The sequence below is a fragment of the Syntrophomonas sp. genome, assembly GCF_028707975.1.
In the GTDB taxonomy this organism is placed as follows: domain Bacteria; phylum Bacillota; class Syntrophomonadia; order Syntrophomonadales; family Syntrophomonadaceae; genus Syntrophomonas.
In genome coordinates this window covers 22,940-33,358 of the sequence record NZ_JAQVZX010000017.1, presented here as the reverse complement: position 1 = coordinate 33,358, position 10,419 = coordinate 22,940, and the positions used below count along the sequence as shown (strand labels likewise).

Sequence of the window (10,419 nt, the reverse complement as noted above, 5' to 3'; positions counted from 1 at the left end):
TGAAAGGTGAGTTATTAGGGGCTTGGATAGTAAGACCTGGCGGGAAATAACTTAAACCCCTCACGTTACTAATACAATGGTTAAACAATAGTTGAACAATCGCTAAACTACTGTTCCGTCTCCCGACGCCTGACGACCGACGACTTATTCCCTTTATTCCACTAGTTCAAGAATAACCATGGGTGCGCCGTCACCCTTGCGATAGCCAGCTTTTATCAATCGGGTATAACCACCATTCCGATCCTCATAACGGCCAGCAATGTCACTGAAAAGCTTCTGTACTACCTCATCGCTCATAATATAGGCAGCAGCTTGCCTGCGAGCATGTAAATCTCCTCTTTTGCCCAGGGTAATCATTTTCTCCGTCAATCTCTTAATTTCTTTGGCCCTGGTTTCAGTGGTGCTGATTTTTTCTTGTTTCAGCAGAGAGGTCACCGAGTTCCTGAGCACTGACCTTCTGTGATCACTCCTGAGCCCTAACCTGCGATAACTCACGGGGGCCCCTCCTTTCTAATCTTCTGACTTCTTAAAAGATAGATTTAATTCCTTGAGCTTTCTTTCAATTTCCTCAAGTGATTTCTGTCCTAGATTCCTTATCTTGCTCATTTCCTCACGGTTTTTAGCAATCAAGTCTCCTACCGTGTTGATACTGGCTCTCTTCAGGCCGTTGGATGCTCTTACCGAAAGCTCCAGTTCCTCTATGGACATTTCCAGAACCTTATCTTTCTTTTCCTCTTCCTTTTCGACCAGGATTTCTACCTCGGCATAGGTATCATCTATTTCCGTGAAGAGCTTCAAATATTCAATCAGTATTTGAGCAGAAAGGCTGATAGCTTCCTCCGGGTTTATACTGCCGTTGGTCCATACTTCCAGGTTCAGACGATCATAGTCCGTCCTTTTTCCCACCCGGGCATTCTCTACTGTATAATTGACCCGGGTCACCGGTGTGAATATGGAGTCTATAGGAACCAGGCCTACAATTTCATCATTTTTCTGAGGCTGCTGGTCAGCGCTTACATAACCCCGACCCCGCTCCACCATCATTTCGATCTCCACTTTCCCGTCCTCATCCAAACTGGCAATATGCAAATCTGGATTCAATATGTCTACTTCGGCATCAGGCGTAATATCAGCAGCCTTTACTTCCTTCGGTCCCTGCAGCTCCAGACGGATAATTTTGCGCTCGTTGCCGGCATAACTTAGAACCAGCTTTTTGATGTTAAGAATAATCTCGGTGGTGTCTTCCAAAACACCGGGAATGGTGGAAAACTCATGGAGTACTCCATCAATTTTTATGGATGTAACTGCAGCTCCTGGCAGAGAAGAAAGAAGAACTCGGCGCAGTGAATTCCCCAGAGTAGTTCCATACCCTCTTTCCAGGGGTTCAATAACAAATCTTCCATAATTGTTGCTTGAATTCTTTTCCACACATTCTATACGTGGTTTTTCCATCTCCAGCATTTTTATATCCCCTCCTTTTATTGGGCGGAACCAGGCCAGTTTAAGCTATTGCCTGGCCATCCAACCAGCCTCGACCTTTTCCTAAAAACCTGAGTACTGGCTTAGAGGTGTTCTATCTGGAATAAAGTTCAACAATAAGCTGCTCATTTACCAGTGTATCAATCTGATCTCTCCTCGGATAGGTCAGAACTGTACCGGTCATTTTCTCCGCATCCACACTCAACCACTCGGGTGGGGTCTTATAGGCAGCTTGTTCTTTCATTTCTTGAAATTTGTTGGATTCTCTACTGCCTTCCCTAACTTCAATAGTATCCCCTATCCTAACCAGCAACGAAGGAATGTTGGCTTTGTGGCCGTTTACAAAAAAGTGACCGTGATTAACCAGTTGCCGGGCCTCTTTCCGGGAGGAGGCAAAACCCAATCGGTAGACTACATTATCCAAACGTCTTTCTAAAATTACCAGTAAGTTTTCGCCGGTTATTCCCTGCTTGCGATCAGCCTTCCGAAAATAATTGCGGAACTGCTTTTCCAGAATCCCATATATTCTACGGGTTTTTTGCTTTTCGCGTAATTGAATCCCATACTCACTGGGCTTCTGCCGGCGTCCCTGCCCGTGGGCACCTGGCGGGTAAGCTCTTCTGCTAATCGAACATTTTTCCGAATAACACCGGTCGCCTTTGAGAAACAGCTTTTCCCCTTCCCGGCGGCACTGGCGGCAGACTGAATCAGTATATCTTCCCACTTAAACCATTACCTCCTTAAACTCTTCTTCTCTTGGGCGGTCTACAGCCATTATGTGGAATAGGAGTAACATCTTTAATAACGCTTACTTCCAGGCCGGCCGCCTGCAGCGAGCGAATAGCAGCTTCACGCCCTGCTCCGGGTCCCTTAACATAGCACTCCACCTCTTTAAGTCCATGTTCCATAGCTGCTTTAGCCGCGTTCTCCGCTGCCTGCTGAGCGGCAAAAGGCGTGCTTTTTCTCGATCCCTTGAAGCCAATGGTTCCAGCACTGGACCAGGATATGGCATTACCATGCCGGTCCGTAATGGAAATAATGGTATTGTTAAAGGTCGATTTTATATGTGCTATACCATGTTCGATATTCTTTTTTTCCCGTCTCTTGACTCTTGTAGTAGTCCTGCGTGCCACTGATTCTTCCCCCTTTGTAGATTATTTTTTCTTCCCGCCGGCGGTACGTTTGGGTCCCTTGCGGGTACGGGCATTGGTCTTGGTTTTCTGTCCTCTTACCGGCAAACCGCGACGGTGACGGATTCCTCGGTAGCAACCCAGGTCCATCAACCTCTTAATATCCATATTTACCTGACGACGCAGGTCTCCTTCAACATGGTATTCTTTCTCGATAATTTCTCTTAACCTGGAAATTTCTTCCTCGGTTAAATCTTTTACTCTTGTATCGGGATTTATACCCGCATCCGCCAGTATTTTCCGGGATGAAGGCCTTCCTATCCCGAATATATAGGTAAGGGATACTTCAATTCTCTTATCCCGGGGTAAATCAACACCTGCTATTCTTGCCAAATTCGCTCACCTCCCTGTTTATTAGCCCTGCACTTGCTTATGCTTGGGGTTTTCACAAATAACCATGACTTTTCCCTTGCGTTTGATAATCTTACATTTTTCACAGATAGGCTTTACCGATGGTTTTACCTTCAAAACGATTACCTCCTCTTAGCCCTTGCCAAGTTCCTTATTTAAAACGATATATAATTCTTCCCCGGTTTAAATCATAAGGCGACAATTCCACCATCACCCGGTCTCCGGGTAATATCCTAATAAAATTCATGCGCATCTTTCCAGATATGTGGGCGAGGACTTTGTGGCCATTATCCAGTTCGACTTTAAACATGGTATTGGGCAACGGTTCCACCACCGTCCCCTCGAGCTCAATGACATCTTCCTTAGCCATCAATTAGACCCCCTTCCCCTCCGTCCTGTATTCTCTTCAGGTTTTTTCTAATAATATGGTTCCCGGGAATTTCGCCTCTCGCCAGGTAGCTTTCAACTTCCTCCGCCTTGAGCCTGGTCCATTGCAGGTGTTTGATGTTTTTGAGCTTGGGATTTTCGATTTTACGTTGATCACCGTCAGCCACTAATACAAATCGATCGTTTACCAGCTTTATAACCACAAACATCCTGCCTTTATCCCGACCTGATTTGGAATAAACTACTTTTCCTACATCATCATCATAAATGACCGATCACCCCCGTTACCTTAAGGTAAGGATCTCCGGTTCCCCGGCAGTAATGGCAATGCTATGCTCAAAGTGTGCAGACCAGCTTCCATCGCGGGTTACCACTGTCCACTCATCGGACCTGGTATATACCTGGTAACTACCTATATTGAGCATCGGTTCAATAGCAATTGTCATTCCTTCCTTTAAGACCGGTCCTCGATCACGTTTTCCATAATTAGGTACAGGAGGTTGTTCATGCATATCCCGACCAATACCATGCCCAACAAAATCTCTCACAACGGAAAAGCAATTTTTCTCAGCATGTTCCTGAATGGCCTGGGATACCCCACCTAATCTTCTGCCGGCCTGGGCCTGTTCTATACCCCTCATAAGAGATTCTTCGGTAGTAGTAATCAATTTCCTTACCCTGGAATCAACCTGGCCCACTGGAACTGTAATTGCTGCATCGCCAGCAAATCCGTCCAGTATAACCCCAAAATCAATGCTTATGATATCCCCCTCCTTAAGAAGCCTGGAACCGGGGATACCATGAACAACCTCCTCGTTTAGTGAAGTGCAGATAGCAGCAGGAAACGCTCTTCCTCCCCTAGGGTGAGGATAATTTCTAAATACCGGTAGGGCACCGTTTCGTCTGCATTCTTCTTCCGCCAGGGCATTTAGTCGCCCGGTACTAATACCTGGTTCTATTATATTCTCCAGCATTTTTAGCACCCGGCCAACCAGGCGCCCGGCTCTTCTCATTTTGCCTATCTCATTTCGATTTTTTAGGCTAATCATTTAAAGGCTCTCCAGCTTTTTTTGGATATCGGTAAAAACCTGGCTACTGCCGCAGCTTCCTTCAATATTGAACAAGAGACCTTGCTTTCCGTAATATTGAAGCAGAGGGCGAGTTTGCTGGCTATATACTTCCAGCCGTTTGGCCACGGTTTCTCCCCGATCGTCACTGCGCTGAACCAGTTCCCCCCCGCAGCTATCACACTTTCCTTGCTCCTGCGGAGGATTATAACTAAGGTTGTATACCCGTTTGCATTCCTGACAGCTTATTCTTCCCGATAGCCGCTCAATCAGAAGTTCATTGGGTACATCAATATTAATCGCCAGATCTATTTTTTTACCCAGGCGGGACAAGGACTGATCCAGAGCCTGAGCTTGAGCCGTAGTACGGGGAAATCCGTCCAGTAGAAAACCCTGCTCACAGTCGGATTGGGCTATTCTTTCTTCAACTATGCCGGTAGTAATTTCATCCGGAACCAGTTGCCCGCTGCTCATATATTTCTGAGCCTCCTGGCCCAGTTCGCTTCCCTTGTCTACCGCATCCCGGAAGATATCCCCGGTGGAAATATGCGGGATGGGGAAGCGGTCTTTTATCATTTCCGCCTGGGTGCCTTTTCCAGCACCAGGGGGACCCATCAGTATGATATTCATTGGCCTCATCTCCTATTTAACAAAACCCTCGTAACTGCGGAGCAGTAAATGCGACTCAATCTGCTTCATGGTATCCAGGGCCACACCCACCACAATCAGCAAGGCCGTACCGCCAAACCAGAGACTGGTAATTCCGGTCAAACCAATTATAAAGTTGGGCATAATGGCAATCAATGCCAGAAATACTCCCCCGGCCAGGGTCAGGCGGGACAAAACCCGATCAATATACTCGGCGGTAGGGCGACCCGGCCTTATACCGGGGATGAATCCGCCGTACTTCTTAATATTGTCGGCCACATCCATAGGATTAAAGATAATGGCAACGTAGAAATAAGTAAAAAAGACAATCAAAGCAGCATAGACCAGGTTGTAGGGAACGCTGCTAAAACTAAAGTACTCTTGAAGAAAACGGTTTAATCCAGAAGCGGGATTCGTCCAGGAACCTATAGTAGCCGGAAACATCATCAAGGACATGGCGAAAATAATGGGGATGACTCCGCCGGCATTGACCCTGAGGGGTAAAAAGGTACTCTGCCCTCCATAGACTTTACGTCCTACTACCCGCTTGGCATATTGAACCGGCAGTCTTCTCTGACCTTCATTCACCGCAATGATAGACGCGATTATCGCCAATGCCAGTACAATAAATAGAAGTATATTTAAATAACCAATTATTCCCCCGGACAATTCCTGTCCTACTCCAGCTATTTGTCCAGGTAGGCGGGATACTATTCCAGCAAAAATAATTAATGATATTCCATTCCCTATTCCCTTTTCGGTAATCATCTCCCCTATCCACATCAGCAAAGCGGTACCTGCAGTCAGGGAAATAGCAATAATAAGGTAATGAGCAAAACCGGTATACATCAAAGCTCCGCTTCTGCCCAAGGCTATGGACATCCCCATGGCCTGGATAAAACCAAGGACAACGGTTCCATAACGAGTATACTGGACTATTACTTTTCTTCCTTCGTCGCCTTCCTTTTGCAGTTCCTCTAATCTAGGCACCACTACGGTTAGGAGCTGCATAATTATGGAGGCGTTGATATATGGGGTGATGCTCATAGCAAAAATACTAAAGCGTTTAAAAGCGCCACCGGATATTATGTCGAAAAATCCAAATAACTGACCGCTTAATAACTTTTCCATAGCCCCAGGATTGACCCCGGGAACGGCTATGTGTGCCCCTAAGCGGAAAACCAGCAGCATGAAAAGAGTAAACAGGAGTTTCTTTCTTAAGTCTCCCACCTTAAAGGCCTGTTGAAACGAATCGAGCATTATATCACCTCTACTTTTCCACCTTTGGCCGTGATCTTTTCTTCCGCTTGCTTGCTAATTTTATGAGCTTTAACTTCCAATTTCTTTTCCAATACTCCGTTCCCGAGTATTTTTACACCATCTTTGAAAGCTTTTACTAAACCGGCCTCCTGTAGAGTATCCGGGGTGACTTCACTGCCATCAGGGAAAATATTCAAATCCTCTACATTGACAATAGCATAAACCTTCTTGAAAATATTGTTGAAACCGCGTTTGGGCAAGCGTCTCTGTAAAGGCATTTGTCCACCTTCAAAGCCAGGGCGCACTCCAGCGCCGGAACGGGATTTTTGTCCTTTATGCCCCCGGGTGGAAGTTTTGCCGTGGCCGGATCCAGTTCCTCGGCCTACTCTTTTCGTATGCTTATTCGCACCGGCTGGAGCTTTAAGTTCTTCCAGTCTCACAATTGAACCTCCTTGTACTAACTAATCAAGTTCTTCCACCATCAGCAGGTGTTGTACTTTGTTAATCTGACCCCGTATTTGCGGGCAATCCTCTTTGATAACGCTCTGTTGCAACTTTTTGAATCCTAGACTCTTAATCGTTGCTCTCTGGGTTTCAGGGCAGCCGATGAAACTCTTAGTCCAGGTCAACTTCAACTGCTTGGCCAAGTCGTATCCCTCCCTAGTTCATGATCTCATCTATGGTCTTGCCCCTCTGCCTGGCAACATCCTCAACTCTTTTAAGGCCTCTTAAACCTTCCATGGTAGCATGTACTATATTGGTTGCATTGTCTGACCCCAATGATTTAGTGAGGATATCCTTAATCCCGGCAGCTTCTAGTACAGCTCTTACCGGTCCGCCAGCAATAACACCAGTACCCTCTGAGGCTGGTTTCAAGAGAACCTGCCCAGCACCGAAAATGCCGACAATTTCGTGCGGAATGGTTCTGCCGTCAATCAAAGGAACGGAAAGCATATTCTTCTTGGCATTTTCTACGGCTTTGCGAATAGCTTCCGGAACTTCCGTGGCTTTCCCTTTGCCGGTACCTACTTTACCTTCACCATCGCCCACTACTACCAGAGCGCTGAAACTAAACCTGCGTCCACCTTTAACCACCTTGGCTACCCTTCTAATTGTTACAACCTTTTCTATCATTTCCGGGGCAGCTTGCTCTTTATCTCTCATCATTTCCCTCCTTACTTACGGAAATAATCGCTAAAATACAAGTCCCTTTTCCCTGGCCGCGTCGGCCAGGGCCGCTATAGAGCCGTGATACTTGTAACCGTTGCGGTCAAAAACCACCATCGTAATGCCTTTTTCCCTGGCTCTTTCTGCAATATTGGCCCCCACTTCTATGGCTGCAGCAATATTGTTTTTGGATTCGAATCCTTTAAGGCCTTCTTCCAGGGTGGATGCTGCCACCAAAGTTACTCCTTTTTCGTCATCTATTATCTGGGCATATATATGGTGAAGGCTCTTGAATATACACAAACGTGGCCTATCGCCGGTACCTGCAACTTTTCTACGAACCCTTTTATGTTTTCCCTGCCGAAGTGTCTTTTTGTCGGGCTTCTTAATCAACGAAAACACTCCTTTCCTGCTTTATTTACCGCCTGCTTTACCTGCCTTACGCCTGATTACTTCGTTTTCGTATTTAATACCTTTCCCTTTGTAAGGCTCAGGCTTCCTTATGGCCCGGATATGAGCCGCAGTATTTCCCACCAGTTGTTTATCTATACCCCTTACGGTAATGCGGGTGACGGTTGGAACCTCAAATTCGATGCCCGCCGGTGGATCCACCTCTACCGGGTGGGAGAAACCGATACTTATAACCAGCTTTTTCCCCTGCATTTGGGCCCGGTATCCAACACCTACCAGTTCCAGCTTCTTTTCAAAACCTGCGCTAACCCCTTGAACCATATTGGCAATCAAAGCACGAGAAAGGCCGTGCAATGCACGATGTTTCTTAATGTCACTGGGCCTTTTTACTACTAGTTCATTGCCTTCCTGAGCCACCGTTATGTCTGCAGGCAACTCCCAGTCCAGAACCCCTTTGGGTCCTTTCACTGAAAGTGCATTGCCATTCATTGCAACTTCTACGCCTGCGGGTAGGCTGATAGGTTTTTTCCCTATTCTTGACACTACGTACCCTCCTTCAGCTACCAGATGTAACAAACTACTTCCCCGCCAAGACCTTCTTTGCGGGCTTTTTTATCGGTCATAAGTCCTTTTGAGGTGGAGATCACAGCGGTCCCCAATCCTCCCAAGACCCTGGGAATCTCATCTTTTTTCACATATACCCTCAAGCCGGGTTTTGAAATCCTCTTTATCCCGGTAATTACCTTCTTTTTATCCGGTCCATATTTGAGGTATATTCTGATAATCCCCTGTTTTCCGTCTTCGACGAATTCATAATCCTTGATGTACCCTTCTTCCTGCATTATCTGGGCTATGGACAGTTTGATTCTGGAACCGGGTACTTCAACGGTTTCGTGCATGACCATATTGCCGTTTCGAATCCGGGTAAGTAAATCGGCTACGGGATCAGTCATGACCATGGTGTATACCTCCTTTACATAAAAGCGTCTACCAGCTAGATTTTGTAACGCCGGGGATTTCTCCCTTATGGGCCATCGCTCTGAAGCAAATCCGGCACATGCCGAATTTCCGCATATAAGCCCGGGGTCTTCCGCAAATTTTGCAGCGGTTATATCCACGAACAGAAAATTTCGGCATTCTTTTTTGCTTGGCTATCATAGCTTTTTTGGCCATTGCTCCTAATTCCCCCTATCTAAATGGCATTCCCATACTTTTCAATAATTCTCTGGCTTCTTCATCACTTTTGGCGGTACTAACAATTACTACCTCCAAGCCCCTGATTTTATCAATCTTGTCGTAGTCGATTTCAGGAAAGATGGTCTGTTCCTTTATGCCCAGGGAATAATTTCCCCTTCCATCAAAGGCCTGGGGAGATACTCCCCTGAAGTCGCGAACCCGAGGAAGAGCTAGATTGATCAGTCGATCCAAAAAATCATACATTCTCTCCCCCCGCAGAGTGACTTTACAGCCTATGGCCATACCTTCCCTTAATTTAAATCCAGCTATTGATTTCCGCGCTCTGGTTATAACCGGCTTTTGGCCGGATATAATGCTTAGATCATTTACAGCTCCATCAAGAGCCTTGGGATTTTGAATGGCCTCTCCCACCCCGATATTTATGACCACCCGTTCTACTTTGGGAACCTGCATAATATTTCCATACTGGAACTTTTCCATCATCTTTGGCACAATGTCATTCTTATATATCTCATATAACCTGGCCATTAAAGTGCTGGCCTCCCTTCTGGAGTTTTAATCTAAAGCCTCTCCGCATTGCTTGCATATTCTAGCCTTTTCGCCATTTTCCATTAATTTATGGGCTATCCGGGTAGGCTTGTTGCACCGGCTGCAAACCAACATTACATTGGTTGCATTAAGGGGTGATTCAATTTTCAAGATACCACCCTGGGGAATGGCGCGACTGGGTTTTTGGTGTTTCTTAACTCGATTCACGCCTTCAATTACCACCCGATTCTTGTCGGGTATTACCCGAAGCACTTTGCCCTTCTTGCCAGCATCTTTGCCGGTTGTGACCAGAACCGTGTCACCTTTTTTGATTCGCATCTACTACACCTCCCACAGCCTAAAGTACTTCTGGCGCCAGGGATATGATTTTCATAAAGTTCTTTTCCCGAAGTTCCCGGGCCACCGGTCCAAAAATACGAGTGCCTTTGGGATTATTGTTGTCATCTATGATAACAGCAGCATTCTCGGAAAAAGCAATATAGGATCCATCCGCCCGTCTAATTTCTTTCTTGGTGCGTACTACAACTGCTTTAACCAGTTCACCTTTCTTAACTACTCCACCAGGCGATGCTTCCTTAACTGAAGCCACAATGACATCTCCTACCCCAGCATACCTGCGGGTAGATCCACCTAAAACCTTGATACAAAGCACTTTTTTCGCCCCGGTATTATCGCCAACTTGAAGCATTGTTTCCTGTTGAATCACAACTTAA

21 protein-coding genes are annotated in these 10,419 nt (G+C 46.2%); all 21 read right to left on the bottom strand.

Going from position 1 to position 10,419, the window contains the following annotated elements; all coding sequences use genetic code 11:
* Positions 1-153 precede the first annotated feature (153 nt).
* A complete protein-coding gene (rplQ, locus tag PHP87_RS04180; RefSeq protein WP_299918759.1) occupies positions 154-495 on the bottom strand; it encodes a 50S ribosomal protein L17 in 342 nt (113 codons plus the stop codon).
* A 15-nt stretch (positions 496-510) separates the two neighbouring features.
* Complete coding sequence (locus PHP87_RS04175) at positions 511-1,461, bottom strand: DNA-directed RNA polymerase subunit alpha (RefSeq protein WP_299918757.1); 951 nt, start codon at positions 1,459-1,461, stop codon at positions 511-513.
* Between the two features lie 112 nt (positions 1,462-1,573).
* Complete coding sequence (gene rpsD, locus PHP87_RS04170) at positions 1,574-2,203, bottom strand: 30S ribosomal protein S4 (protein WP_299918755.1); 630 nt, start codon at positions 2,201-2,203, stop codon at positions 1,574-1,576.
* A gap of 16 nt (positions 2,204-2,219) precedes the next feature.
* Complete coding sequence (gene rpsK / locus PHP87_RS04165) at positions 2,220-2,612, bottom strand: 30S ribosomal protein S11 (RefSeq protein ID WP_011641681.1); 393 nt, start codon at positions 2,610-2,612, stop codon at positions 2,220-2,222.
* A 21-nt stretch (positions 2,613-2,633) separates the two neighbouring features.
* On the bottom strand, positions 2,634-3,002 hold the full coding sequence (gene rpsM / locus PHP87_RS04160; protein ID WP_299918753.1) for a 30S ribosomal protein S13: 369 nt from the start codon (positions 3,000-3,002) through the stop codon (positions 2,634-2,636).
* A gap of 21 nt (positions 3,003-3,023) precedes the next feature.
* Positions 3,024-3,137, bottom strand: coding sequence for a 50S ribosomal protein L36 (gene rpmJ, locus PHP87_RS04155; RefSeq protein ID WP_011641683.1), 114 nt, complete (start codon positions 3,135-3,137; stop codon positions 3,024-3,026).
* Positions 3,138-3,171: 34 nt separating this feature from the next.
* Positions 3,172-3,390, bottom strand: a complete 219-nt coding sequence (gene infA, locus PHP87_RS04150) for a translation initiation factor IF-1 (protein WP_299918748.1) — start codon at positions 3,388-3,390, stop codon at positions 3,172-3,174.
* Positions 3,383-3,616, bottom strand: coding sequence for an RNA-binding protein (locus PHP87_RS04145; RefSeq protein WP_299918746.1), 234 nt, complete (start codon positions 3,614-3,616; stop codon positions 3,383-3,385). Before PHP87_RS04145 ends, infA begins: the two co-directional genes overlap by 8 nt.
* A gap of 75 nt (positions 3,617-3,691) precedes the next feature.
* Positions 3,692-4,456, bottom strand: coding sequence for a type I methionyl aminopeptidase (map, locus tag PHP87_RS04140; protein ID WP_299918744.1), 765 nt, complete (start codon positions 4,454-4,456; stop codon positions 3,692-3,694).
* Positions 4,457-5,104 (bottom strand): adenylate kinase, encoded by a 648-nt coding sequence (locus tag PHP87_RS04135; RefSeq protein ID WP_299918742.1) that lies wholly within the window; start codon positions 5,102-5,104, stop codon positions 4,457-4,459. It abuts the gene before it with no gap.
* A gap of 12 nt (positions 5,105-5,116) precedes the next feature.
* A complete protein-coding gene (gene secY / locus PHP87_RS04130) occupies positions 5,117-6,382 on the bottom strand; it encodes a preprotein translocase subunit SecY (protein ID WP_299918740.1) in 1,266 nt (421 codons plus the stop codon).
* A complete protein-coding gene (gene rplO, locus PHP87_RS04125) occupies positions 6,382-6,822 on the bottom strand; it encodes a 50S ribosomal protein L15 (protein WP_299918739.1) in 441 nt (146 codons plus the stop codon). Before rplO ends, secY begins: the two co-directional genes overlap by 1 nt.
* Before the next feature lie 21 nt (positions 6,823-6,843).
* Entirely contained in the window at positions 6,844-7,029 is a 186-nt protein-coding gene (gene rpmD / locus PHP87_RS04120) for a 50S ribosomal protein L30 (protein WP_299918737.1), read from the bottom strand.
* Positions 7,030-7,042: 13 nt separating this feature from the next.
* The gene (gene rpsE, locus PHP87_RS04115; RefSeq protein ID WP_299918772.1) at positions 7,043-7,546 is read right to left on the bottom strand and encodes a 30S ribosomal protein S5; all 504 of its coding nucleotides are present in this window, start codon (positions 7,544-7,546) and stop codon (positions 7,043-7,045) included.
* Positions 7,547-7,576: 30 nt separating this feature from the next.
* Positions 7,577-7,942 (bottom strand): 50S ribosomal protein L18, encoded by a 366-nt coding sequence (gene rplR, locus PHP87_RS04110; protein WP_299918735.1) that lies wholly within the window; start codon positions 7,940-7,942, stop codon positions 7,577-7,579.
* A 21-nt stretch (positions 7,943-7,963) separates the two neighbouring features.
* A complete protein-coding gene (rplF, locus tag PHP87_RS04105) occupies positions 7,964-8,503 on the bottom strand; it encodes a 50S ribosomal protein L6 (RefSeq protein WP_299918734.1) in 540 nt (179 codons plus the stop codon).
* A gap of 17 nt (positions 8,504-8,520) precedes the next feature.
* The gene (gene rpsH / locus PHP87_RS04100) at positions 8,521-8,919 is read right to left on the bottom strand and encodes a 30S ribosomal protein S8 (RefSeq protein WP_299918732.1); all 399 of its coding nucleotides are present in this window, start codon (positions 8,917-8,919) and stop codon (positions 8,521-8,523) included.
* A 28-nt stretch (positions 8,920-8,947) separates the two neighbouring features.
* Complete coding sequence (locus PHP87_RS04095; protein WP_299918730.1) at positions 8,948-9,133, bottom strand: type Z 30S ribosomal protein S14; 186 nt, start codon at positions 9,131-9,133, stop codon at positions 8,948-8,950.
* Positions 9,134-9,148: 15 nt separating this feature from the next.
* Positions 9,149-9,685 carry a 50S ribosomal protein L5 gene (rplE, locus tag PHP87_RS04090; RefSeq protein WP_299918729.1) on the bottom strand — a complete coding sequence of 179 codons (537 nt, stop codon included), beginning with the start codon at positions 9,683-9,685 and terminating at the stop codon, positions 9,149-9,151.
* A 27-nt stretch (positions 9,686-9,712) separates the two neighbouring features.
* Entirely contained in the window at positions 9,713-10,024 is a 312-nt protein-coding gene (gene rplX / locus PHP87_RS04085; protein ID WP_299918727.1) for a 50S ribosomal protein L24, read from the bottom strand.
* Between the two features lie 19 nt (positions 10,025-10,043).
* Entirely contained in the window at positions 10,044-10,412 is a 369-nt protein-coding gene (gene rplN, locus PHP87_RS04080; protein ID WP_299918726.1) for a 50S ribosomal protein L14, read from the bottom strand.
* Positions 10,413-10,419 lie beyond the last annotated feature (7 nt).

Coding starts and splice junctions, on each gene's coding strand:
- PHP87_RS04175 (WP_299918757.1), bottom strand. CDS start 1,461: ATGCTGGAGATGGAAAAACCACGTATAGAATGTGTGGAAAAGAATTCA.
- infA (WP_299918748.1), bottom strand. CDS start 3,390: ATGGCTAAGGAAGATGTCATTGAGCTCGAGGGGACGGTGGTGGAACCG.
- PHP87_RS04145 (WP_299918746.1), bottom strand. CDS start 3,616: ATGTTTGTGGTTATAAAGCTGGTAAACGATCGATTTGTATTAGTGGCT.
- map (WP_299918744.1), bottom strand. CDS start 4,456: ATGATTAGCCTAAAAAATCGAAATGAGATAGGCAAAATGAGAAGAGCC.
- PHP87_RS04135 (WP_299918742.1), bottom strand. CDS start 5,104: ATGAATATCATACTGATGGGTCCCCCTGGTGCTGGAAAAGGCACCCAG.
- secY (WP_299918740.1), bottom strand. CDS start 6,382: ATGCTCGATTCGTTTCAACAGGCCTTTAAGGTGGGAGACTTAAGAAAG.
- rpsE (WP_299918772.1), bottom strand. CDS start 7,546: ATGAGAGATAAAGAGCAAGCTGCCCCGGAAATGATAGAAAAGGTTGTA.
- rpsH (WP_299918732.1), bottom strand. CDS start 8,919: ATGGTCATGACTGATCCCGTAGCCGATTTACTTACCCGGATTCGAAAC.
- PHP87_RS04095 (WP_299918730.1), bottom strand. CDS start 9,133: ATGGCCAAAAAAGCTATGATAGCCAAGCAAAAAAGAATGCCGAAATTT.
- rplE (WP_299918729.1), bottom strand. CDS start 9,685: ATGGCCAGGTTATATGAGATATATAAGAATGACATTGTGCCAAAGATG.
- rplX (WP_299918727.1), bottom strand. CDS start 10,024: ATGCGAATCAAAAAAGGTGACACGGTTCTGGTCACAACCGGCAAAGAT.